This window comes from Massilia sp. ZL223, from assembly GCF_018119395.1.
GTDB lineage: Bacteria > Pseudomonadota > Gammaproteobacteria > Burkholderiales > Burkholderiaceae_D > Telluria.
This window is the reverse complement of record NZ_JAGPWD010000002.1, coordinates 89600-112394: the sequence shown is the minus strand read 5'-3', so window position 1 is coordinate 112394 and position 22795 is coordinate 89600. Positions and strand designations below refer to the sequence as shown.

22 protein-coding genes are annotated in these 22795 nt (G+C 67.2%); 15 read left to right on the top strand and 7 right to left on the bottom strand.

Annotated elements, in window-relative coordinates; all coding sequences use genetic code 11:
- The first annotated feature begins 70 nt into the window (after positions 1-70).
- From KBW95_RS01895 to KBW95_RS01860, 8 genes are all read left to right on the top strand, one after another.
- Positions 71-1339, top strand: coding sequence for an efflux RND transporter periplasmic adaptor subunit (locus KBW95_RS01895; protein WP_211524842.1), 1269 nt, complete (start codon positions 71-73; stop codon positions 1337-1339).
- 28 nt (positions 1340-1367) lie between these two features.
- Positions 1368-2087 (top strand): ABC transporter ATP-binding protein, encoded by a 720-nt coding sequence (locus tag KBW95_RS01890; protein WP_211524843.1) that lies wholly within the window; start codon positions 1368-1370, stop codon positions 2085-2087.
- A 9-nt stretch (positions 2088-2096) separates the two neighbouring features.
- The gene (locus KBW95_RS01885) at positions 2097-3404 is read left to right on the top strand and encodes an ABC transporter permease (RefSeq protein ID WP_211527356.1); all 1308 of its coding nucleotides are present in this window, start codon (positions 2097-2099) and stop codon (positions 3402-3404) included.
- 19 nt (positions 3405-3423) lie between these two features.
- Positions 3424-4656 carry an ABC transporter permease gene (locus tag KBW95_RS01880; protein WP_211527355.1) on the top strand — a complete coding sequence of 411 codons (1233 nt, stop codon included), beginning with the start codon at positions 3424-3426 and terminating at the stop codon, positions 4654-4656.
- A 41-nt stretch (positions 4657-4697) separates the two neighbouring features.
- Positions 4698-6032, top strand: coding sequence for a sigma-54 dependent transcriptional regulator (locus KBW95_RS01875; RefSeq protein WP_211527354.1), 1335 nt, complete (start codon positions 4698-4700; stop codon positions 6030-6032).
- 7 nt (positions 6033-6039) lie between these two features.
- Positions 6040-7401: a PAS domain-containing sensor histidine kinase gene (locus KBW95_RS01870; protein WP_211524847.1), complete on the top strand. Its 1362-nt coding sequence runs from the start codon at positions 6040-6042 to the stop codon at positions 7399-7401.
- Positions 7395-7994 carry a glutathione S-transferase N-terminal domain-containing protein gene (locus KBW95_RS01865; RefSeq protein WP_211524848.1) on the top strand — a complete coding sequence of 200 codons (600 nt, stop codon included), beginning with the start codon at positions 7395-7397 and terminating at the stop codon, positions 7992-7994. Before KBW95_RS01870 ends, KBW95_RS01865 begins: the two co-directional genes overlap by 7 nt.
- Positions 7995-8092: 98 nt before the next feature.
- The gene (locus KBW95_RS01860; RefSeq protein ID WP_211524849.1) at positions 8093-8872 is read left to right on the top strand and encodes a spermidine synthase; all 780 of its coding nucleotides are present in this window, start codon (positions 8093-8095) and stop codon (positions 8870-8872) included.
- Here the strand turns inward: KBW95_RS01860 and KBW95_RS01855 are convergent.
- Both KBW95_RS01855 and KBW95_RS01850 read right to left on the bottom strand, forming a co-directional pair.
- A complete protein-coding gene (locus tag KBW95_RS01855; RefSeq protein ID WP_211524850.1) occupies positions 8832-9383 on the bottom strand; it encodes a hypothetical protein in 552 nt (183 codons plus the stop codon). The two genes, KBW95_RS01860 and KBW95_RS01855, sit on opposite strands and share 41 nt — an antisense overlap.
- 3 nt (positions 9384-9386) lie before the next feature.
- Entirely contained in the window at positions 9387-9713 is a 327-nt protein-coding gene (locus tag KBW95_RS01850; RefSeq protein WP_211524851.1) for a hypothetical protein, read from the bottom strand.
- Between the two features lie 297 nt (positions 9714-10010).
- Here KBW95_RS01850 and KBW95_RS01845 point away from each other — a divergent pair, with 297 nt between their 5' ends.
- From KBW95_RS01845 to KBW95_RS01815, 7 genes are all read left to right on the top strand, one after another.
- Positions 10011-12431, top strand: coding sequence for a TonB-dependent siderophore receptor (locus KBW95_RS01845; protein ID WP_211524852.1), 2421 nt, complete (start codon positions 10011-10013; stop codon positions 12429-12431).
- A gap of 192 nt (positions 12432-12623) precedes the next feature.
- Positions 12624-13184, top strand: coding sequence for a hypothetical protein (locus KBW95_RS01840; protein ID WP_229429484.1), 561 nt, complete (start codon positions 12624-12626; stop codon positions 13182-13184).
- Between the two features lie 17 nt (positions 13185-13201).
- Positions 13202-13597 carry a GFA family protein gene (locus KBW95_RS01835; RefSeq protein WP_211524853.1) on the top strand — a complete coding sequence of 132 codons (396 nt, stop codon included), beginning with the start codon at positions 13202-13204 and terminating at the stop codon, positions 13595-13597.
- Positions 13598-13725: 128 nt separating this feature from the next.
- A complete protein-coding gene (locus KBW95_RS01830; protein WP_211527353.1) occupies positions 13726-13929 on the top strand; it encodes a hypothetical protein in 204 nt (67 codons plus the stop codon).
- 6 nt (positions 13930-13935) lie between these two features.
- The gene (locus KBW95_RS01825; protein WP_211527352.1) at positions 13936-15150 is read left to right on the top strand and encodes an FAD-binding oxidoreductase; all 1215 of its coding nucleotides are present in this window, start codon (positions 13936-13938) and stop codon (positions 15148-15150) included.
- On the top strand, positions 15147-16007 hold the full coding sequence (locus tag KBW95_RS01820) for a class I SAM-dependent methyltransferase (protein WP_211527351.1): 861 nt from the start codon (positions 15147-15149) through the stop codon (positions 16005-16007). Before KBW95_RS01825 ends, KBW95_RS01820 begins: the two co-directional genes overlap by 4 nt.
- 63 nt (positions 16008-16070) lie before the next feature.
- On the top strand, positions 16071-17060 hold the full coding sequence (locus tag KBW95_RS01815; RefSeq protein ID WP_211527350.1) for a hypothetical protein: 990 nt from the start codon (positions 16071-16073) through the stop codon (positions 17058-17060).
- Between the two features lie 12 nt (positions 17061-17072).
- Here KBW95_RS01815 and KBW95_RS01810 read toward each other — a convergent pair whose 3' ends face one another.
- From KBW95_RS01810 to KBW95_RS01790, 5 genes are read right to left on the bottom strand one after another with little or no spacing between them, the layout of a single operon-like run.
- A complete protein-coding gene (locus KBW95_RS01810) occupies positions 17073-17402 on the bottom strand; it encodes a TfoX/Sxy family protein (RefSeq protein ID WP_211524857.1) in 330 nt (109 codons plus the stop codon).
- 14 nt (positions 17403-17416) lie between these two features.
- A complete protein-coding gene (locus KBW95_RS01805) occupies positions 17417-18952 on the bottom strand; it encodes a hypothetical protein (protein WP_211524858.1) in 1536 nt (511 codons plus the stop codon).
- Positions 18949-20940 (bottom strand): DUF4175 family protein, encoded by a 1992-nt coding sequence (locus tag KBW95_RS01800; RefSeq protein WP_211524859.1) that lies wholly within the window; start codon positions 20938-20940, stop codon positions 18949-18951. Before KBW95_RS01800 ends, KBW95_RS01805 begins: the two co-directional genes overlap by 4 nt.
- The gene (locus tag KBW95_RS01795; RefSeq protein ID WP_211524860.1) at positions 20924-21907 is read right to left on the bottom strand and encodes a BatA domain-containing protein; all 984 of its coding nucleotides are present in this window, start codon (positions 21905-21907) and stop codon (positions 20924-20926) included. Before KBW95_RS01795 ends, KBW95_RS01800 begins: the two co-directional genes overlap by 17 nt.
- Positions 21904-22794, bottom strand: a complete 891-nt coding sequence (locus KBW95_RS01790; RefSeq protein ID WP_211524861.1) for a DUF58 domain-containing protein — start codon at positions 22792-22794, stop codon at positions 21904-21906. Before KBW95_RS01790 ends, KBW95_RS01795 begins: the two co-directional genes overlap by 4 nt.
- Between the last annotated feature and the right edge of the window lies 1 nt (position 22795).

Genomic DNA, 22795 nt, shown 5'->3' with positions numbered 1-22795 from the left:
CAAGTACTTAACTAACTGGCATGATTCCTGCAATGGATGGGGCCATACCTGCCCTCACCAGAACAAGACCATGATCCGCGATACCTCACAACAAGACGCCGTCATCGCCCCGCCGCCGGCGCAGAAACTCAAGCGCCGCGCCCTGATCGGCGGCGCCGCAGCCGCCGTCGTCGCCGTCAGCGCCCTGCTCCTGTCCGCCTGGAACAGCAGCGAACACTCGGTCTCCGCCGAGCGCCTGCGCATCGCCGAAGTCGGCCGCGGCACCTTGGTGCGCGACGCCTCGGTCAACGGCCGCGTGGTGGCCGCCGTCAGCCCCACCCTGTACTCGACCTCCCCGGCCACAGTCAACCTGAAGGTCGCCGCCGGCGACACCGTCAAGAAGGGCGATGTCCTGGCCGTGCTGGAGTCGCCCGACCTGACCGATGAACTCAAGCGCGAAGTGTCGAGCTACGAGCAGCTCAAGGCCGAGGTGGCGCGCCAGCAGATCCTGGCGCGCAAGCAAAAGCTGCTGGCCCAGCGCGAAGCCGACACTGCCGAGATCGACCGCCTGTCGGCCCAGCGCACCCTCGAGCGCTACGAGAGCGTGGCCCAGGTGGGCATCATCGCCAAGATCGACTACCAGAAGGCCAAGGACGCGCTGAACTCGGCCCAGATCCGCGCCCGCCACGCTTCGCAAGCCGCGGCCCTGGAAGGCGACGACGTGCAGCTGGCCCTCAAGACCAAGGTCAACGAACTGGAACGCCAGCGCCTGTCGCTCGCCAACGCCCAGCGCCGCGTGGACGAGCTGACCGTGCGTGCGCCGGTCGACGGCTTCATCGGCACGCTCAACGTCCAGAACCGCATGGTGGTGGCCGCCAACGCGCCGCTCATGACCCTGGTCGACCTCTCCAAGCTCGAGGTCGAGATCGAAGTGCCGGAAACCTATGTGGCCGACCTGGGCTTGGGCATGAACGCCGAGATCACCCTGCCGAGCGGGAAAGCCACCGGCAAGCTGTCCGCCCTGTCGCCGGAAGTGGTCAAGAACCAGGTGCTGGCGCGGGTGCGCTTCGACGGCGAGCAGCCCAAGGGCCTGCGCCAGAGCCAGCGCGTCACCGCGCGCCTGCTGATCGAGGAAAAGCCGAACGTCCTGATGCTGCCGCGCGGTCCTTTCGTCGAGAACGAAGGCGGACGCCAGGCCTACGTGGTGCAGGACGGCGTGGCCGTGCGCACCCCGATCCAGCTGGGCGCCACCAGCATCTCGGCCGTCGAGATCCTGTCCGGCCTGAAGCCGGGCGACAAGGTCGTCATTTCCGGCACCGATACTTTCAACAACGCGAACCGCGTTTCGATCAACCGCTGAACGAACAAGACTAACAAAGGAGAATCCCATGCTGCGCATGACCAACCTGAGCAAGGTGTACCGCACCCACATGATCGAAACCCACGCGCTGCGCGGCTTCGAGATCGAAGTCAAGCAGGGCGAGTTCGTGACCGTCACCGGCCCTTCCGGCTCGGGCAAGACCAGCTTCCTGAACATCGCCGGCCTGCTGGAGGAATTCACCTCGGGCGAGTACATCCTCGACGGCGTCAACGTGAAGGGGCTGGACGACACCGCCCGCTCGCGCCTGCGCAACGAGAAGCTCGGCTTCATCTTCCAGGGCTTCAACCTGATTCCCGACCTGAACCTGTTCGACAACGTCGACGTGCCGCTGCGCTACCGCGGCTTCAACGCCAAGGAGCGCAAGGAGCGCATCGAGGACGCCCTGGCCAAGGTCGGCCTGGCTTCGCGCATGAAGCACTACCCGGCCGAACTGTCGGGCGGCCAGCAGCAGCGCGTCGCGATCGCGCGCGCCCTGGCCGGCTCGCCCAAGCTGCTGCTGGCCGACGAACCGACCGGCAACCTGGACACCCAGATGGCGCGCGGCGTGATGGAACTGCTGGAAGAGATCAACGCGGCCGGCACCACCATCCTGATGGTGACCCACGACCCGGAACTGGCGGTGCGCACCACCCGCAACGTGCACATCATCGACGGCCAGGTCTCGGACCTGGTGCGCAAGGGCCCGACCCTGGTCGACACCAAGGCCGCCAGCGCCGCCAACGCATAAGGACCGGCCATGTTCTCCTATTACTTCAAGCTCGGCGTGCGCAGCCTGCGCCGCAACCCCGCGCTGACGGCGCTGATGGTGCTGACCCTGGCGGTCGGCGTGGCCGCCAGCATTTCCACGCTCACCATCCTGCACATGATGTCGGGCGACCCGATTCCCGAGAAGAGCGACCGCCTGTTCGTGCCGCACGTGGACAACGGCCCGCTCGAAGGCTGGGTGCCCAGCGACGGCCCCAACGACGACCAGCTGAGCTACCCGGACACCATCAACCTGCTCAAGAGCGGCCAGGGCGAGCGCCGCACCGCCATGTACGGCGTCGAAGTGCCGATCGAGCCGCCGCGCTCCGACATCCCGGCCTTCAACGCCACCGGCCTGGCGCCGACCCGCGACTTCTTCGCCATGTTCAACGTGCCCTTCCTGCACGGCCAGGCCTGGACCGAGGGCGACGACGCCCGGGGCGCCGATGTCGTGGTGCTGGGCCGCGCCACCGCCGAGAAGCTGTTCGGCGACGCCAACCCGGTCGGCAAGCAGCTGCGCATGCTGGGCGCCCCCTTCACCGTGGTGGGCGTGACCGACACCTGGGCGCCGGTGCCGCGCTACTACAAGCTGATCGGCGGACGCTTCAGCAACGGCGAGGAATTCTTCATCCCCTTCGCCAGCGCGATCCGTCACGAGATCGGCCACAGCGGCAGCATGAACTGCAGCGCCAACCGCGATCCGGGCTGGGCCAACCTCCTGATTTCGGAATGCACCTGGCTCCAGTTCTGGTTCGAGACCCGTTCCGCCGCCGACCGCGCGGACCTGCAGAACTGGCTGGACAGCTATGCCAGCGAACAGCGCAAGCTGGGCCGCCTCAAGCGCAACGCCCCGAACAAGCTGTACAACGTGATGGAATGGATGGAGCAGCTCAAGGTGGTCGGCAAGGACAGCAAGCTGTCGGCCTGGCTGGCCTTCGGCTTCCTGATCCTGTGCCTGGTGAACACCGTCGGCCTGCTGCTGGCCAAGTTTTCGGTGCGCGCTACCGAAGTCGGCATCCGGCGCGCCCTGGGCGCCTCGCGCAGCGATATCTTCCGCCAGTTCCTGATCGAGTCGAGCGTGATCGGCCTGGTGGGCGGCGTGCTGGGACTGGTGCTGGCCTTCGGCGCCCTGGGCCTGATCGGCATGCAGAGCAAGGGCATGGCGATGGTCGCCCGCATGGACTGGCAGATGCTGATGCTGACCTTCATCATGTCCGTCACCGCCGCGATCGTGGCCGGCCTGCTGCCGACCTGGCGCGCCTGCCAGGTGACGCCGGCCATCCAACTCAAATCGCAATAAGAGACTGAGAGAGACCATCATGGAAATCCGTCCGATTTTTTCCGCCCTGCTGCGCAACAAGACCGGCCCTATCCTGGTCGCGCTGCAGGTGGCGCTGAGCCTGGGCATCCTGGCCAACGCCCTGCACATCGTGAACGAACGGCGCGAAGTGGTTGCGCGCCCTTCCGGCCTGTCCGACGAAGCCTCGACCTTCTACTTCACGGTCCGTAACCTGAACACCGACGGCCCGGAGCAGCAGCTGGCCACCATGAAGCGCGAGGCCGACGTGCTGCGCGCCGTACCGGGCGTGGTGGCGGTCGCCAACGTAACCCAGATGCCGCTGTCGCGCAGCGGCAGCAACAGCAGCGTCGCCCTGGACCAGCGCCAGGAACGCGAAAGCGCGATCGCCTCGCAGTACGTGTCGGGCGATTCGCTGGTCAAGGCCTACGGTCTCAAGATCGTCGACGGCCGCGACTTCGTGCCCAGCGAGTACGTCGAGATCAACGAGAACCAGCAGCGCGAGCTGCCCAAGCAGATCGTGATCTCCAAGCCCCTGGCCGACAAGCTGTGGCCGGGCCAGTCGGCGGTCGGCAAGACCATGTACTTCGGCACCGGAGAAGGCTCGCAGGGCACGCAAGTGGTGGGCGTGGTCGAGCGCCTGCAGTCGGCCCACGCAGAGGTGGGCGAGCGCGGCGACTTCGCGGTGCACATCCCGGCGCGCCTGTACGGCAACCCGGGCGCGCTGTACGCCGTGCGCACCGAGCCGGGCCAGCGCGACCGCGTGATCAAGGACGCCGAGGAAGCGCTGCGCAAGTCCTCGGCCACCCCGATGATCCTGGACGTCAAGACGGTCGAGGAAGACCGCAAGAACCGCTACCGCGGCGACATGGCCCTGTCTTGGATGCTGATCACGGTCAGCGTGCTGCTGCTCCTGATCACCTGCTCGGGCATCGTCGGCATGGCCAGCCTGTGGGTCACCCAGCGCCGCAAGCAGATCGGCGTGCGCCGCGCCCTCGGCGCCCGCAAGCTCGACATCCTGCGCTACTTCATCATGGAGAACTTCCTGATCACCAGCACCGGCGTGTTCGGCGGCCTACTGTTCGGGGTCGCCCTGAACCATCTGATGGTGAGCAAGCTGGAGATGGCGCGCCTGCCGATTCCCTACCTGGTGGGCGGCGCGATCGTGTTCTGGGCGCTCGGCATCCTGGCGGCCTACGGCCCGGCCTGGCGCGCGGCCAGCATCTCGCCGGCGATGGCCACCCGCAGTGTCTGAGCCAGTGTCCACCACCCTGCGTCAATGCTATGCTAGCGGCCATGCCTACAGTTCTCATCATTGACGACAACGCCGCCGTCGCGATCGCGCTCGAAGTGCTGTTCTCGCTGCACGACATCGCGGCGCTGCGCGCGGCCTCGCCCGAGGAAGGGCTGGCGGTCCTGGCCCGCCAGCCGGTGGACCTGGTGATCCAGGACATGAACTTCAGCGCCGACACCACCTCGGGCGAGGAAGGCGTAGCGCTGTTCCGCGAAATCCGCCAGCGCCATCCCGACCTGCCGGTAATCCTGCTGACCGCCTGGACCCACCTGGACGCGGCGGTCGACCTGGTCAAGGCGGGGGCGGCCGACTATCTCTCCAAGCCCTGGAACGACGAGCGCCTGCTGGCCACCGTCACCAACCTGATCGAGCTGGGCCAGGCCAACCGCGCGCTCACGTCGCGCCTGCAGCGCGAGCGCCGCGCCAAGCGCGAACTGGAACAGAACTTCGACCTGCGCGGCCTGGTGTGGCAAGACCCGGCCACGGAGCGCGTGCTGCACCTGGCCTGCCAGGTGGCGCGTGCCGACGTGCCGGTCCTGATCACCGGCCCGAACGGCACCGGCAAGGAACGCATCGCCGAGATCATCCAGGCCAATTCCCAGGTACCCGACGGCCCCTTCGTGGTGCTCAATTGCGGCGCCCTGCCCTCCGAGCTGATCGAGGCCGAACTGTTCGGCGCCGACGCCGGCGCCTATACCGGCGCCTCGAAAGCGCGCGAAGGCAAGTTCGAAGCGGCCGACGGCGGCACCCTCTTCCTCGACGAGATCGGCAACCTGCCGCTGGCCGGCCAGATGAAACTGCTGCGCGTGCTGGAGACCGGCCGCTTCGAGCGGCTGGGCTCGAACCGCGAACGCCAGGTGAAGGTGCGGGTGATCAGCGCCACCAACGCCGACCTGGGCGCCATGATCCGGGCCGGCAGCTTCCGTGAAGACCTGTTCTACCGCCTGAACGTGATCGAGCTGCGCCTGCCGCCGCTGGCCGCGCGTCCGGGCGACATCCTGCCGCTGGCGCTGTCCTTCCTCCCGCGCGGCAAGCGCCTGCACGCCTCGGCCGAGGCGGCCCTGCTGGCCCACACCTGGCCCGGCAATGTGCGCGAACTGAAGAACGTGATGGCGCGCGCCAGCCTCCTGGCCCAGGGCGAGGTCATCATGGTGGCCGACCTCGGCCTGCCGGCCGTGCACGTGGCCGCCAACGACACGGAACCCGACCGCGACGCCATCGCCCAAGCCCTGGCGCGCGCCGGCGGCGTGGTGGCCCAGGCCGCCGCGGAGCTGGGCCTGTCGCGCCAGGCGCTGTACCGCCGCATGGAGCGGCTGGGCATCGCCAGGTCGGCATGAGCGCTGCATGAGCACCACCAGGCGCGGCAAGCGCTTCCGCCTGTCGCTGGTCACGCGCTGGTCGGCCCTGGTCGGCACCCTGCTGGCGCTGGGCATCCTGATCGCCATCGGCCTCGACAGTCTGTTCCCCGACAGTCCGCTGCTGGTGTTCTCGGTCTGCCTGCTGGCGGTGGTGCCGATTTCGATCATCACCATCCGCTCGCAGATCCAGCCCATCCTGTCGCTGTTCCGCGCGCTGGAGGGCACGGTGGCCAGCTACCGCGACGGCGACTTTTCCTTCAGCCTGCACTGGCCGAACAACGACGAGCTGGCCGACCTGATCGCCGCTCACAACGACCTGGGCCAGGTGCTGCGCGAACAGCGCCTCGGCCTGGTGCAGCGCGAACTGCTGCTCGACACCATGGTCCAGAACACGCCGGTGGCGATGCTGCTGGTAGCCGATTCGGCCGGCAACCGCGGCACCATCGTCTACGCCAACGTGGCGGCGCGCCAGCTGCTGTCCAGCGGCCGCAAGCTGGAGGGCCACCAGGTCAAGGACATCCTGGACGGCGCCGCGCCGGCGCTGAGGGAAGCCGTGGCGCGCGGCGGCGACGGCCTGTTCACGGCCGGCGAGGCCGAGGACGAAGAGGTCTACCACCTGGCGCGCAGCGCCTTCACCCTGAATGGCCGCAAGCACGAGCTGCTGCTGCTGCGCCACCTGACGACCGAACTGCGGCGCCAGGAAGTGCAGACCTGGAAGAAGGTGATCCGCGTGATCAGCCATGAGCTGAACAATTCGCTGGCGCCGCTGGCCTCCCTCGCCCACTCGGGCGCGGAGCTGGTGCGGCGGGGCCAGACCGAGCGCCTGCCGCAGATTTTGGAAACCATCGGCGAGCGCACCCGTCACCTGGAGAGCTTCATCCTCGGCTACGCGCGCTTCGCCAAGCTGCCCACGCCGCGCCTGGAAGCCATCCCCTGGCCGGCCATGGTGGCGCGCCTGCGCGACCAGGTGGTGTTCCGTGTCGGGGGCGAGCTGCCGCCGGAGCCGGCCTGGATCGACGCGGCCCAGATGGAGCAAAGCCTGCTCAACCTGCTGAAGAACGCCCACGAATCGGGCTCGGCGCCGGAAGACGTGGAGCTGCAGGTGCGCCGGGTGCAGGACCTGCTGCGCATCGATGTGCTCGACCGCGGCAGCGGCATGAGCGACGCCGTGCTGACCAATGCCCTGGTGCCCTTCTACTCGACCAAGCGCAGCGGCACCGGCCTGGGCCTGGCGCTGGCGCGCGAAATCGCCGAGGCGCACGGCGGGCGCATCACCCTGGCCAACCGCGAAGGCGGCGGCCTGGCCGTGACGCTCATCCTTCCCGCCCTGCCGGAGAGGACATGCTGACCATCATCGGCAAGGCGAGCTCGATCAATGTGCGCAAGGTGCTGTGGACCTGCGCGGTCCTGGGGCTGGAAGTCCGGCGCGAGGAATGGCGCGAGGAGCATGCGGCGCTCAATCCCAACCGGATGGTGCCGGTGCTGGTCGACGGCGGGTTCGTGCTGTGGGAGTCGAATACGATCTGCCGTTACCTGGCGGCGCGTGATGGCGGCGATGCCTTGCTGCCGCGTGAGCCGCAGGCGCGCGCAGGGGTCGAGCAGTGGATGGACTGGCAGGCGACTGAACTCAACACGGCCTGGCGCTATGCCTTCATGTCGCTGGTGCGCGGCAGCGCGGCGCACCGGGATCCGGCACAGGTCGCGGCCAGCATCGCCAGCTGGAACCGCCTGGTCGGGCTGCTGGATGTGCGGCTCGGCCAGACCGGGGCGTATGTGGCGGGTGGGAGCTTCACGCTGGCCGATATCGTGCTGGGCGTGTCTGTCAACCGCTGGCGGATGACGCCGATGGACCGGCCGGTCTATCCGCAGGTGGACGCGTGGTATGCGCGGCTGGCGGAGCATGCGGGGTTTGCCGAGCATTGCGCTAACGGTACGCCATAGCCGCTTGAACTTGGGTTCCGGCCTTCGCCGGAACCCAAGTTTGCACGCGTACCGTGACCTCCGAGCTGTGAACGACCGTCTGGTAAGATCGCTTCACCATGCCCAAGTACCTGCAACCCGTCGATCCCCGCTTCTCCCAGCCCGGCCACCCACCCGCCACCATCGATGAATTCGAAGGCGTGCGCTTCCTGCACCTCGGCAGCTCCTGGGTCCAGGGCGCGATGCGCCTCTCCAAGCCGGATGCGATCGAGCTCGAATACGTGCAGATGATGATGATGTGGACCCTGTTCCTGCAGGCGCCGCGCCACATCGTGCAGCTGGGCCTGGGCAGCGCGGCCCTCACCAAGTTCTGCTACCAGCGCTTCCCCGACGCCCGCGTCACCGCGGTGGAACTGAACCCCAACGTGATCGCGATCTGCCGCGCCCTGTTCGGGCTGCCGGAAGACGACGCGCGCCTGAAGGTGCGCGAAATGAACGCCCTCGACTTCGTGCTCGACCGCGCCAACCACGGCACGGCCGACGTGCTGCAGGTCGACCTGTACGACCAGGATGCGCGCGGCCCGGTGCTGGACACGCCGGAGTTTTACCAGGGCTGCCATGACTGCCTGAAGGAAGGCGGCATCATGACCGCCAATGTGTTCGGCGACGTCAGCAACTACGACAAGAACCTGCTGGCGATGCAGGATGTGTTCGACGCGGTGGTGTGGCTGCCCGAGGTGCACGACGCGAACATCGTGGTGCTCGCGTTCAAGAACGCGCCGCAGCTCGACTTCTCGGTGCTGTACGAGCGCGCCGCCGAGATCAAGCGGCGCTGGAACCTGCCGGCCAAGAACTGGGTCAATGGGCTGAAGGAGTGGATGCGCGACCACCAGGGCTAGCGGAAGGGCGGGCGCCGACACCGGCGTTCACGCCCGCGCGGGCGGCGGCGCTCAGCGACGGACGTCCGCGCCGCGACAGCGAGGGCGCGCCCAGCTCCGAGGCCGGCACTGGCAGGCCGAGCACGGCGTAGATGTCGCCGCCCGGCTCGCGCTCCAGCGCCAGCACCGGGAATACACGCTCCAGGTTGGCGTACTTGGCCCAGGCGCCCGCGCCGCGCTGCCTGGAAGGCCGCACCGACATCGCCGCGTAGCCCTTGGCGCCGTTCTCGACGGCCGCGATGCTCCAGGCCCGGCCCTGGTAAGCCTGCGCGCCCGCCTCCCTGTGGTCCGCACTGTCGAAGCACAGCACGCGCAGGTGGGCGCCGGGCAGCGCATGCTCTTGCAGGCGCTGGTTTGGCCCATGCCACAACTGCATCAGCACGATGCCGGAAGGGCCGAAGGCATCCCAGGCATCTTCCAGGTTGCCGTAATGCTCGAGACCATAGCGTTTGCAGAGCTGAGTGATATTCATGTGCTAGTCGTTTCTCCGCTGTTGGCGCCGCTCCTTGCTGCGACGGGCTCCGGGATCCTGCAAGGCGCGCAGGAGGATCTCCCGGGAGACGTTGCAGCTGTCGAGGTACACCATGCCCGCGCTGATCCCGCGTGTCTCGGCCAGAAACAACGCATATTCGGTGGCAAGCGCGCTGCGCTCGTCTGTTCGTCGCTGAGTCATGATGTGGCTGCAAAAAACAAATACTGCCGATGTCGTCCGTCCAGGCGGCACGACGGCAAATCCAGGGCGGCGGAGCAATGCCCCGCCTGGCCGGATACCCCCCGATTTCGGTACCGGCTTGTTGTTCATCGTATATCCTTCTTTTCGCGCACTATTGAGAGAGTTGTTAGCGAACGTAACAAGTCCTTGTGCACCTACCCACCTTACCGCCACGAAATTTTTGTTGGCCTCCTTCCATTCCCACGGCATAAATCAGCGCTAAGGCCCCCGATACGTGGCTTTTGCGCTACATCTATGCAAGGAAGAGACATTTGTACTTACCACTTTGGATAACAAAAGCTTTCTTTCGTATAACTCGTTGTTAATATTAAATTGCGTCTTAGTAATCTGGACGAGAAAACAAAACACAACGCAAAAGGATTGAGGATGACGAAGAAGAAACTGCCACAACGCGCCCTGTTGGCGTCCGCCCTCATGGCGGCACTGGCACCTGTAGCTGCGCAGCAAACCGAAGAAAACGTGGCCCAGGTCGTGGTGCTGGGTTCGCGTACCCAGGCCAAGACCGCGCTCGACACGGCGGTGCCGGTGGGCCTGATCAATTCCAAGGATCTGCAGTCGGCGGGTTCGCTGGAACTCGGCAAGATCCTGCAGGACCTCGATCCTTCGTTCAACTTCACCTCGACTTTCATCAGCGACGGCACCGACATCATCCGTCCGGCGACCCTGCGCGGCCTGGGGCCGGACCAGCTGCTGGTGCTCGTCAACGGCAAGCGCCGCCACCAGCAGGCGCTGGTGAACGTGCAGCAAACCATCGGCCGCGGCTCGGCCGGTACCGACATCAACGCCATCCCGCTGTCGGCGATCCAGTCGATCGAAGTGCTGCGCGACGGCGCGGCCGCGCAGTACGGCTCGGACGCGATCTCGGGCGTGATCAACATCATCCTCAAGAAGGGCAACCAGGGCGCCATCAGCGCCAGCGCCGGCACCACCGACGAGGGCGACGGCGACACCATCTCGCTGAGCGCGCACAAGGGCTTCGCGCTCGGCGCCGACGGCGGCTACCTGAACCTGTCGGCCGAAGCGCGCGACCGCGAGGAAACCAACCGCGCCGGCGTGGACAGCCTGCGCGTGAACCCGCCGCGCGTGACCCAGCGCATCGGCGACTCGGACGCCAAGGATTACTACCTGTGGATGAACGCCGCCCTGCCGGTGGCCGGCGGCGAGTTCTACACCTTCGGCGGCGCCTCCAAGCGCAAGGGCGATTCCTCGGGCTTCTACCGCTCGGCGGGCGACGACCGCAACGTGCCGGCGGTCTACCCGAATGGCTTCCTGCCGAACATCATCACCACCGTCAAGGACGCCTCGATCTCGGCCGGCTACCGCCACGACCTGGCCGGCGACTGGAGCGCCGACATCAGCCTGACCCACGGCCGCAGCCAGCTCCAGTTCCACGAGCGGAACTCGATCAACGTCAGCTATTACTACGAGAACGGTTCCTCGCCCACCGAGGCCGACACCGGCACCCTGAAGTTCGACCAGACCACCTTCAACCTCGACTTCAAGGGTTCGGTGGACGTCATGGGCGGCCCGCTGTACGTGGGCACCGGCTTCGAATGGCGCCAGGATAACTACGAGATCGAAGCGGGCGACCCGGTCTCCTACCAGTATGGCCGCACCAACAACCCGGCCGTCACCATCCTCAACCAGAACGGCGGCATCGCCGCTTCGGGCATCCAGGGCTTCCCTGGCTACACCCCGGGCACCGCCGTGGACGACGGCCGTCACAACACCGCGCTCTACCTCGACCTGGAGCGCAAGTGGGGCGACACCTTCTCGGCCGGCGCCGCCGTGCGCCACGAGCGCTACTCGGACTTCGGCAGCACCACCACCGGCAAGCTGAGCGCACGCTGGGATCCGAGCCGCACCCTCGGCCTGCGCGGTTCGCTGTCGAGCGGCTTCCGTGCGCCTGGCGTGCAGCAGAAGTTCTACAGCTCGGTCTCGACCAACCTGAACGCCGCCGGCGTGCTGACCGAGACCCTGACCGCGCGCGAGAACAGCGCCGTCACCCGCGCCTTCGGCATCGAGCCGTTGAAGGAAGAGACCTCGAAGAGCATGAGCTTCGGCGCGATCCTGCGCCCAGCCCAGGGCCTGTCGGTGACCGCCGACGTCTACCGCATCAAGATCGACGACCGCATCGTCTTCTCCAGCAACATCTCGCCGGAGACAGGCGCCTGCGCGACCGCTGCGGCCTGCCCGATCAAGGCGATCCTGGATCCGCTGCGCGTGGGCCAGGCGCAGTTCTTCACCAACGCGATCGACACCACCACCACCGGCTTCGACCTGGTGGCCCAGCAGACCCTCAAGTTCCAGGGCTCGACCCTGGTGCTGTCCGGCCAGCTCGGCTTCAACAAGACCGAAGTGGACGACCGCCACTCGCAGTCGCCGGTGCTGAGCGGCACCCAGCTGTTCGACGACACCCAGGTGACCCTGATCGAGCGCGGCCAGCCGCGCAAGCACCACGTGCTGGCGGCCGACTACACCACCGGCCCATGGAACGTGACCGCACGCGCCAACTACTTCGGCGAAGTGCAGGGCCAGGGCTTCACCCCGGGCTTCATCCAGACCTGGGATGCGAAGTGGATCGTCGACCTGACCGGCCGCTACGCGTTCAACAAGAACCTGAGCCTGAGCGCCGGCGTGAACAACCTGTTCGACACCTACCCGACCAAGTGGGATCCGGTCAAGGCGGCGCCGTTCCCGCAGCTGGGCTTCACCCACTGCTGGGAAACCTGCCCGTTCGGCATCAACGGCCGTTCGTTCTACGTGAAGGCCGACTACACCTTCTGATCGAACCGGCTTAGCCGCGATGCCCGCGCTGCCGCCTGCCGGCAGCGCGGGCTTTTTTCATCGCACCGCACGCAGCCTGGCGGTGCCGCCAAGGGCTTGCCGTGAGAACAAGCTGGCCCTACACTGAGGCCGGCAGAGCCAGGTCCTGGGGCCGAAGCTGCCGGGTAGCTCATCAACGCAACAGAGGCAGGAATGAAGCAGCCGATGTCACAGCTCCGCATCAGTCTTTATATGATCGTGGGGACGATCTTCCTCCATGGCGCCGTGATGGTGCTGAACGAATTGTTCTTCCGCCGCGCGGAGTTTTTGCAGGGCATCGGCTGGATTTATATTCCCGCCGGGACCCGCCTGCTGTGCACCCTGCTGTTCGGCTGGGCCGGGGCGGTCGGTTTGCTGATCACCGGCTGGTTTGCATGCTATTGGTATTACTTTCCTGGCGACGTCGCGCGCGCATTCGCCGGGACGATCGCGGGCGCCGCCGGGCCCTATCTGGTGTACCTGATCGCGCAGCGGGAATACGGGCTCCAGTCTTCGCTGCGGAACCTGACCCCAGCGCGCTTGCTGGTCTGCGCCCTTGGCTGCGCGATCGCCAGTCCCGCGCTTCACCATATCTGGTTCATCCTGCAGAATAAGGACGAACTGCTGCTGGGCTTCTTTGTCATGTGCGTCGGCGACCTGGCGGGTGCGCTGATCGTGCTGTACATCGCCAAGGCCCTGCTGACATTCAGGGACAGCCGGCTGCGGGCAATATGAGAACCACGGAGGACCAATTGGAAACTCGACTTGCAGCTTGCAGTTGCGGCCAGCTTTCGGCGCGCGTCACGGGCGAACCTGTTCGCATCTCGATCTGTCACTGCCTGGCTTGCCAGCGCCGCACCGGCAGCGTCTTCGGACAGCAGGCCAGGTTCCTGCGTGAGCACCTGACCGTCAGCGGCCAATCGACGGCCTACACCCGCGTTGGCGACGAAGGCCCGGGCGCCACCTTCCACTTCTGTCCGCAATGCGGCGCGACCGTCTACTATGACATCAGGGGAATGGATGGCTATGTGGGGATTCCGGTCGGCGCGTTTGCCGATCCCGACTTCCCTGCCCCGACGGTTTCCGTCTATGAGGAGCGCATGCACCGGTGGGTGGTTCCGCCTCCGGATGCCGAGCACTTTCGCTGACCTACGGCGGGTATTCGAGGGCAGTTGGCGATACCTCCGGTGGCATCGAACGCTACCCGCAAGAATGCGCTAACGCAGGACAGCGGGCCTGCCAATAATGGCTGTACTCCCACCTCTGGAGACATGCCATGTGCTCACTTCGATCCTCCTCACTCGTCAACGACATTCACTCCGCGCTGAACGCAACCCGCGTGGCGCACATCCACCAGCCTCGCAGCGTGGCCGAGATCCGCACCCTCGTCGCAGATGCCGCGCGCCAGGGCCTGCCGCTGGCGATCTGCGGCGGGCGGCATGCCATGGGGGGCCAGCAATTCGCCGCCGACGCCGTTTAGCTCGACATGCGGCAGATGCGCCGCGTGCTGGCTTTCGACGCCGCCGCCGGACTGATCGAAGCGGAAGCCGGCATCGAGTGGCCCGAACTGATCGACTATCTCGACAGCGCAGCGGCGCCGCATGGGCGGCACTGGAGTATTCGCCAGAAGCAGACCGGGGCGGACCGCTTGTCGCTGGGCGGCTGCCTTTCCGCCAACATCCATGGACGCGGCCTGCGCATGCGTCCCTTCATCGACGACGTGGAAGCCTTTACCCTGGTCGATGCGAACGGCGAGGTCCGGCACTGCAGCCGCACCAGCAATGGCGAACTGTTCGCCCTGGCGATCGGCGGTTATGGCCTGTTTGGCGTCATCGCCAGCGTGACCCTTCGTCTTGCGCCAAGCCAGACAATGCGGCGCGACGTGACGCTGCTGGAACTGGACGAGCTGATGCCGGCATTCGCGGAACGCATCGCCGGCGGCCATGCATTCGGCGACTTCCAGTTCGCCATCGATCCGGAAAGCAGCGACTTCATGCAGCGCGGCGTGTTCTCGTGCTATGTGCCGGTCGGTGTAGCGACGCCGCCCGACAGTGCGAACAGGGAACTGTCGGAACAGGACTGGCGCCATCTGCTGCAGCTGGCGCACACCGACAAGAGCACGGCGTTCGAGTGCTACGCGCGCCACTACCTGGCGACGGACGGCCAGCTTTACCGCAGCGACCGGCTGCAGCAAAGCACCTATCTGGACGGCTACCACCTCGACCTCGACGCGCGACTGGGACATTGCGGCTCCGAGATGATCGGCGAGATCTATGTGCCTCGCGATCGCCTGGTGGACTTCATGCGCGAGGCCGCGCGCGACTTCCGGCAGCACGGCGTCGACCTCATTTACGGGACCATACGCCTGATCGAGCGCGACACCGAGAGCTTCCTCCCGTGGGCGCGCCAGGATTACGCCTGCGTCATCTTCAACCTGCACACGCCGCACACCGCGGACGGCGTCGATGCGACCCATGCCGCCTTCCGCCGGCTGATCGACATGGCCATCGCACGCGACGGCAGCTTTTACCTCACCTACTCGCGGGCCGCCAGGGCGGACCAGGTGCACGCCTGCTATCCGCAGTTCGCGCAGTTTCTCGATGCGAAACGGCGCTACGACCCGCATCAGCGCTTCCAGAGCAACTGGTACCGGCATTATTCCGCCTTGTTTGCCTGCGCACCGGAGGACCTGGCGGCATGAAGACAGGGAAGCCAAGCAATACGGCGCTGATTGTCGCGGCGGGACTTCAGCTGGCCACACCACCTTCCGATGCGAAGCACTTCGGCGAACGCCTGCTGCGCCGCACGCATCCGCGCCTGTCCGGCCTGCTGCACCGGCCATGGTTTCGGCGCCTGTGCAGGCTGTTCGAGCGCCTAACCCTCCCGGGTGTTTTCCTGCACTATGCGCTGCGCAAACAGATCCTGCGCCAGCACGCGCAGGCCGCCCTGGCTGCGGGGTGTACGCAAGTGGTCGTCCTCGGCGCCGGGTTCGACACCTTGTGCATGGAGCTGAAGGCGGCGCGCCCGGACCTGTGCTGCATCGAAATCGATCACCCTGCCACGCAGCCGGCAAAGCGCAAGGCCGCCCGAGGCAGCGGCATCGGTTTCGTCGCGGCCGACCTGGCGCAGCAGGAACTTGCTCCCCTGTTGAAAGCCCATCCAGGATTCCGCGAAGGCGCTTTCACCTTGTTCGTTGCGGAAGGGCTGCTGATGTACATGCCGCTCGAGGCCGTGCGTGCGCTGTTTGCGCAGCTGGCCGCGGCCGCGCCGCACAGCCAGGTGGCGTTCACCTGGTTCGAGCCGCTTGCGGACGGGCGCCCCGGATTCCGCCGGCAAGGCCGCCTGGTCGACGCCTGGCTGAGATGGCGGGGCGAACCCTTCCTCTCGGGCATGGCGGGCCCGAAGCTGGCAGGCTTTCTGTCCGGCCTTGGCTTCGCGCTCCAGCGCCTGGATGCCAGCAGTAGCCTGCTGGACACCACGTGTGCTGCGGAGCGGCCGATCGAAGGCGAGTACATCGCCCTGGCGTCCCGGGCAGCTATGCAGGAGAGATATGTTTAGTTTTTCTCGCTCGAGAATGCTAAATTCGCGCTCTTGACCGATCCATAGTGGTAGAAACTACGCATGAAGCCGTTCCTCGTGAATTTCAAACACCTCGTTGTTTCGCTGGCGATGTTCGCTCCGTTGCAATCCTGGGCCGGCGATGTCCATCAAGAGATCCCGGCCTTGGGCCTCAGGCCTGCCTATAGCGATCTCAAATGCAAGGACATCATCATCGGCGCGAGCATGGCAAGTAAAGAACCTGCTTATGTCGGCGTGGTCGAAGCGGCAGTGCGTGAAGGAGGCGATTCCGCAAACGCCCTCTTCAACACGATGCCCGAGGAATTCTTATGGTGGATCAGGATGACCGGTTCCATCGACATCTATACTGTCGGGATGGCGGTCCACGAAACCAGCCATACGCTGAACACAAGGCTGACCAACTGCAATCGGGGGCGTGCGAGCTTTTATTTCGAAGGCGTCCGCTGGAATACCGAATATCGCTCCACCGGCAGTCCTCCCTACGCCACTGCCGCGTCCTACGTTCCCGACGAGCTGAAAATGTCTCCGCTTAGCCGATACCAGAATTATTTTGTGAGGCTCGGCACGAACCCGGCAAACGATTTTCGTGCGCTACTGGACGAGTTCAATGCCTACGTTGAAGGAGCAAGGACGGAAGTGAACGCCATCGGTTCGCCCCTGTATAAGCGCTCGGTGCAGTTCGACGCATTCGACGGCAATCTGGGCGGGACAGCCGAATTCATGCTGTACACGCTCGCTTACCTCAAGAAGGTCAGGATCGAGCATCCGGACGCCTGGGAGGCCATCCGCAACAGCCCGCTCCTTCTTGCTCATATCCAGCGCATGTGGTCCGGTGCGGAGATGCTCTTCGATCGGTGGAAATCGACCGGCGATAAAAAATATATCGTCTCCAGGAGCATCCTGCACAGCGCCTATCAAGCGGCCTATATTGCGGAGCTGGATCACCTGGGCATACGGCATCGGCCGCTTTCCCCCCTCGGGCAAACCTTGACGCGCGCCGGGGACCTGGCTGGCCAGCCGCCTGCCATGTAGCAGGCTCCCTGTTCAGCGCTTGACCGGTTTCTTCTCTTTCGGCGGCGGCATCAGCGCCGCCGTTTCCAGGATCAGGCGCCGCAGTGCGTCAGGATCGTCGAGCAGCTCGTCGGCGATCGGGAAGTCTTTCGCCTGCGGATAGGGCGGCCCCTTGGGCAGGTTGGGCGCCAGCGTCTCGACGGCTTGGGAAGGCTTGATGAACAGGCTGTTATCGCAGGCGAAAGCCACGACCTTCCCGTCCAGGTAGAGCGCGAACTCCCCGAACAGCTTCTTGCAGGTGAGCCGGTCGCCCAGGCCGGCCTGTTCGATGACGTAATCGACGAAATGACGTTCGGTTGCCATTGAATTTGTTCCTCTTAACGGCGCTCGCGCCACCACAGCGCCAGCATGGCCAGGACGAAGACCAGCGCGAAAGGCCAGGCCGGCAGCGCGCGTGTCGGTCCCTCTCCCGCCGCAGCCGGCGTGCGCGCCGCGTAACGCAGCGTCGCGTCGCGCCGCTGGGCCGCCTGCCACTGCGGCCAGTCGGCCGGCGCGTACACGTAGATCGCGTGGGAGCCGGCCTTCTTGTCCACGACCCGCAGCCAGCCAGTCTTCTGCGGCCACACGGCCACGCAGGACGCATCCGCACGGTCGGCACGGCGCTGCCACGCCAGCGTCTGTTTCAGGTCCGGGATGGCCACTTCGCCGCTAACGCCGCGCGCGCACACTTCCAGGCGCTGGCCAGGCAGCGGCATCTCGCCGGGAGCCAGCCACTCGGTCTGCTGCTTCAATGCGATGCCGAGGCTGTCCAGCACACCCTGCCACCACAGCGCCAGCGCGCGCGGCTCGCCGATCGCATGGCGGTGCCACTCGGTCACGCCCAGCCAGGCAATGCGGCCCTTTTGCCAGTCGCGCGTCCACACGACGCCGTCCGAGCCGGTCCATGGTCCTGCCGCGCGTGCGCCGGGCGCCAGCGGCGCCACCGGCAGCTCGAGCGGCGCCCCGATCTTGCGCCCGGCCGGCTGCGCCTGCAAGGGCAGCTGCAAGCTGCGCAACCAGACGCCCGGATCGTTCGCATTCCCACCCAGGACCAGCAGCGGCATGCCCTGGCCTACTTTCGCCAGCAATGCCGCGCGTTCCCCTGCGCCGGCGCGCTCGAACCAGGCGGCGTCGATCACCATCAGGTTCGGCGCCGCCATCTCCTCGCGCGGCGTTTCGGTGCGGGTTACGGCGCGGCTGAGCATGACTTGCCAGTCCAGCAGCGCGCCGCTGCCCACCAGCAGCTCGTTCAGCGCGCGCAGGTCGAACGAGGGCGCGCCGAAGCGGCCCTGTACCTGCAGGATGGCCGGATCGTGCACGATGAAGGGAACCGGGCCCTCGGCGATGAGCTTATCCTTCGCATCGAGCAGGCGCGCCTTGAGCACCACCGGCTCGGCTACCGGCGGCAGCCATTCGGCGGACAGGTCGCCGTTGCCCTTGCCTTGCGCGAGCACCTGGCCATTTTCGGCCAGCAGTTCCAGGCGCGCCTCGCCCTTGTCCTCGCGCTGGACCCTGAGGGTGAACATGCGTCCCAGGGCGACTTCGCGCGGGAAGTCCAGGCGCAGGCTGCCGCCGCGCGGCATGTCCCAGGCGAGCGGTCGCGCCGGCAGGTCGTTCCACTGCGCGGCGCGCAGGCCGTCGCCCTTGAGGGTGAGCGCGCGGATGCCTTCCATCGAAGACGGAAGCGCCTTCGGATCGAGCGCCAGGGTGCGCCCGCCTTCGCCGGGAACGCGCAGGTCGGCGGCGAACAAGCCCAGCGCGCCGGCGGCGATGGCCACCAGCACCGCATCCAGCCACTTGCGGCGCCACAGGTAAAGACCAGCGCTCGCCACGCCGGCAAGGGCGACGGCCGCGATCAGGGGCTGGTTGTTCATGGCTTGCTCCTTTCGTGGATACCCTCGCGCCAGCCGCGCACGAAGGGCGTCTCGACGCTCGGACGGGCCTGCAGCAGCACCTGGCCCTGCCCCGCGCCGGCACGCAGCCAGGCGCGCAGCACCGGGCGGCAGCTCGTGCAGCCGTCGGCCACGTCCTGGATCGCGCGCTGGGCCGACAGGCGTTGTTCGTCCTCCATCAGGCGCGCGCGCACCCAGTCGTGCGCGGTGCGGGTCCACAAGGCCGGCAAGGGGCCGTCGTTCGACAGAGACTGCACCAGGGCGCGCACTTCGTCCGGCACCGGCTGGTCCGGACCGCCCTGCTCGCGGCGGTAGCTGGCCGTGCCATCCATGTCGCCGGTCATGCGCTTCTCTTCCTTGATCGGCGGCGGCGTGAAGGCGGTCTTGTGCAGGTAGACGCGCTCGGCCTGCTGCAGCTCCTTGATCGCCTCCAGCGCCTTGTGCTCTGGCGGCAGTGCGGTCTTGGGCGCGATGGCGCGCAGGGCCTTTTCGGCGTCCCACATGGCGGACAAGGCGCGGCGCAGGACCTTCTTGGTTTCCTCGTCGTAGAGGGTGGCGTTCTCGGATTCGTCGTGGGCGTGGCCGAACTGGTGCAGGATGTCCTGCTTCTCTTCACCGTCGTGGTCGCCGTGCTCCTCGCCGCCCTCGTCGTCGGCGAACAGCGAGGATTCCTCGCCCAGGAACTGGCCGTAGCGGCGGCGCAGCATGCCCTGGTCGCCCGCGATCTTCTGGCTGCGGTCGCGCACGGCTTCTTCGCTCATCTTCGTGCTGCGCATATCGGCCACCAGCTGCTCGGTGTCGATGATGATCTGGCGCTGGCTGCGCAGGCTCTGCGGCTTGACCAGCATCGGCATCGCCGCGCTCTCTTCCTCGGCTTCGCCCGGCGGCGCCGGCAGGCGCAGGGTGTAGGTCGGCGATTGCACGGTGTGCGGGCGCGAGGCGTTGTCCGTGGCGCGCACGAAGAAGTACAGCTCGTCGCCCGGCTCCATGCCCAGCTCCGCCAGGGACCATTGCTTGGACCAGTTGCGCTGTTTCGGATCGCTGGAGGACGGCAGCGGCATTTCACGGTCGGTGAAGCGCACGTTCTCGCCGCTGCCGCGCGCCAGGGTCATGTGCAGGGTCGCGCGCTTGATCACATAGTCGTCGCGGATCTTGACGCCCATTCCCGCCGTGGCGGCGTTCTCGGGCAGCTCGACCACCATCTGGCTGGGCGCCGTGATCGTGATCTCGGGCGGCTGGTCCGGAATCACGCGCAGCGTATAGCGCTGGCCGCGCCAGCGCCACAGCACCGATTCGGTGGCCAGCCATTGCACGCAGTCCTTGCCGGGCTTGAGTACCTGACCATTACCCAGTTCGATGCTGTCGGTGTTGGAGGCGCCATCCTTCAGGCACCAGGCTACCAGCGTCTGCTCCGGGACCTGCAAGTCGCGCGGCGCCCATGCCGAGGCGGCCACGCCCGTGTAGGCCGGCGGAGCCAGGCGCACGGTGAGCGGCGACAGCGGCGCGGCCAGCGCGGCGGACACAGGCTGCAGCGGCTGGCCGGCGGCCGGCTGCTTGCCTTGTCCGGCGAACCACAGCATCCCGGCCAGCACGGCGCTGGTCAGGAGGATGGGCATACCGGCGGAAATGCGGCCCTTGGCGATGCCGCGCAGCTGGGGCGCGGTGACGCTCGCGTCCAGGCGGTCCAGCAGGCGCTGGCGCTGCAAGCGCGCGACGGGAGTCTCGGCATGGACCAGCAATGCCGAGCTGTCCTCCATCTCCGGCACGGCGCCGTCCAGCCAGGCGTCCCATTCGTGGTTGACGCGGCGGCGCAGCTTAGCCCAGTCCCAGGCGCACCAGCCGGCCCAGGCGAGCAGCCCCGGCCCGGACGGCACGGCCAGCCATGGCAAGGCTCCGCCCACCCACAGCGGCAGGCGGCGCAGCTGGGCGGCGCGCCAGACGCGCCGGACGATCTCAGCGCCTTCTTGCATGCGTCAATAACCTTTCCAGTACAAACAGGGCCACCAGGGCGGCCAGCAGCATGTCGCGCAGGGCGCCGCTCGGTTCGGGCGCACGCGCATCCTTCGAGGCGGCGAACACGCGCGACGGCATCGTGTAGTGGCGCGGACCGATGTGCACCTGCTGCCAGTGTTCGATCAGGGCCCGCGCGGCGTCCGGATCGCGCGGCGGCCAGGACTTCGACAGCCACAGGCGGCCGCGCGCGCTGTCCGCGTGCAGCACGCCGCCGGCTTCACGCGCCTTGCTCATTTCGGGGAAGGCGGCGGGGTCGAGCACCCACCAGAGCGGCGCGCGCATCGCGGCCGGCGGCGCGCCGGTCCGGTCCCAGACGATCAGTTCGGTCCTGGCGCCCGGCGCCGCATCGACGATCACCCGTTCCGGGCCGTCGAGCGCGGCGAACAGGCGGCGCCACTCCTGCAGGCGCTCGCTGTCGATATAGACGTGGCGTTCGGTCTTTGCCGGCGGTTTGGCCAAGGTGTGCAGCTCGACGGTGCGGCCGAAGGCCGGCAGCGTGGCCGGCATCGGGATGTCGCCCAGCACCAGCAGGCGCGCGTCCGGCTTCCATTCGCGCTCGTGGGTGCGGACCCAGGCGATGGCTTGCGCCGCCGGCATGGCGACGCGCTCGGCCTGGGCCAGTCCCGCCTGCGCGGCCTGGCGCTCGGCCCAGGCCGGGTCGGTACCTTCGGCGATGACGACGGTGTCGCCGCGCCATGGGAACACCGGGTCGGCCAGCCAGGCCACCAGGGCGGCCAGCAGCAGGCAGCGCACCAGCAGCAGGAGCGGATCGCTGAAGCGCCACACGCGGGTCTGGCGCGGCTCGGCGCGCGGCAGGAAGCGTGCGGTCGCCAGCGGCTCCGCCTTGTGCTGCTCTCGCTTCTTGCGGTGCCACCAGATCGGCAAGGCGAGCGTGGCGAGGCCCAGCCACCAGAGGCCGTTCATGGACGTCCTCCCGGCCGGCGCAGCCAGCGCCGCAATACCTCGACCGGCGCCTGCTCGATGGCAGCCTGGGTCAACGGCATGTCGTTCTTGCGGCAGGCGGCCGTGACCGCGGCGAAGTGTTCCTCGCGGTTGCGGCGGTAGCCGTCCTTCAGGTCGGCGCCGAAACGGAACACGCCCGCGTCCTGTTCAGGGTCGCGGTAAGCCAGCGCCGGCGAAAAACTGACGTCGGTCTCGGCCTGGGTCTGCAGGCACAGCACGCGCACGTCGTGGCGCATCTGGCGCAGCCGGGTCAGCGCCTGCGAGAGCGGCGAGGGCCAGTCGAGCAGGTCGCTGGCGGCAAAGATGGCGCTCGGCGCGCGTGCGAAGTGCAGGCTGGCGCGCAGGGTGTCGGCATCCGGCAGCTCGCCCCTGGGTTCGACGCGCTGCAGCTGGGCCAGCACGCGCTGGAGCTGGCGCGGCCCGCGCGAGGCCGGGGTGAACTGCACCCTGCCCTCGCCCAGCACCACCAGGCCGAAGGCGTCGCCCTGGCGCTGGGCGATGGCGGCCACGCAGCCGAGCAGCATGCGCGCGTAATGCAGCTTGTCGAGTTTTTCCACGCTGCGGCTGGGCTCCGCCATCGAGGCCGACGCATCCAGCACCAGCCAGACGGCGACATGGCTGTCGCGTTCCGCTTCGCGCACGAAGTAGCGGTCGGCGCGCGCCAGCAGTTTCCAGTCGACGCGCCGCCACTCGTCCCCAGGCGCGTAGGCCCGGTATTCCGAGAACTCGACACCCGCACCGCGCTCGCGGCCGGCATGAATGCCGTGCCCGAGCCCGGCCAGCACGTGCCGGATCACGAGGTCGAGGTTCTGCGTGTGCGCGATCAGCGCGGTATTCGCCAGCGACAAC